Source organism: Aeromonas rivuli (genome assembly GCF_000820045.1).
Classification (GTDB): domain Bacteria; phylum Pseudomonadota; class Gammaproteobacteria; order Enterobacterales; family Aeromonadaceae; genus Aeromonas; species Aeromonas rivuli.
In genome coordinates, this window is sequence record NZ_CDBJ01000081.1 from 4,133 (window position 1) to 4,707 (window position 575).

Annotated in this window: 2 protein-coding genes (1 of these 2 cut by a window edge); both read right to left on the bottom strand. The window is 56.9% G+C overall.

The genetic code is table 11. From position 1 onward, the window contains the following. Window positions 1-31, bottom strand: part of the annotated coding region (locus BN1130_RS22720; protein ID WP_042043837.1) for a protein-glutamate methylesterase/protein-glutamine glutaminase (this coding region is incomplete at its 3' end). The annotated region extends 962 nt beyond the left edge of the window; 31 of its 993 annotated nt are in view. Window positions 32-63: 32 nt separating this feature from the next. Next, the coding region (locus BN1130_RS18565) for a chemotaxis protein CheW (RefSeq protein ID WP_042043839.1) at window positions 64-575 on the bottom strand (512 nt) is incomplete at its 5' end.

The window sequence follows — 575 nt, forward strand, 5'->3', positions numbered from 1 at the left end:
AGTCGTCGACGACTAATACCTTGACTGCCATTGTTATTTTTCTAACTCCTTGGACCCGAAGGATTATTGTCTACGCGCATAGGCCTTGAGCAGACTGGGAACATCGAGAATAAGCGCAATGCCGCCATCGCTGGTGATGGTCGCGCCCGCCATGCCCGGGGTGCCTTGCAGCAAATTGTCCAGCGGCTTGATCACCACCTCTTCCTGCCCGATGAGATTGTCGACCACGAAGCCGACCTGCTGGGTACCAATCTGCACGATCACCACGTGCCCCGTCTCCTGGTTGCCATGACGATTGCCACCACGGATCAACCACTTGCGCAGATAGAAGAGCGGAATTGCCTTGTCGCGCACTATGATGGTCAGCTGGCCATCCACCACATTGGCCTTCTTCAGATCCAGGTGGAAGATCTCGTTGACGCAGCCCAGTGGCAACGCAAATGTCTGCTCCCCCACCTCGACCATCAGGGTCGGCAATATTGCCAGGGTGAGCGGCACCTTGATCTCGAGACGGGTGCCCTTGCCGAAGGTAGAGTCGATGTGCACCGAGCCGTTCAGGCTCACGATGCTGGTCT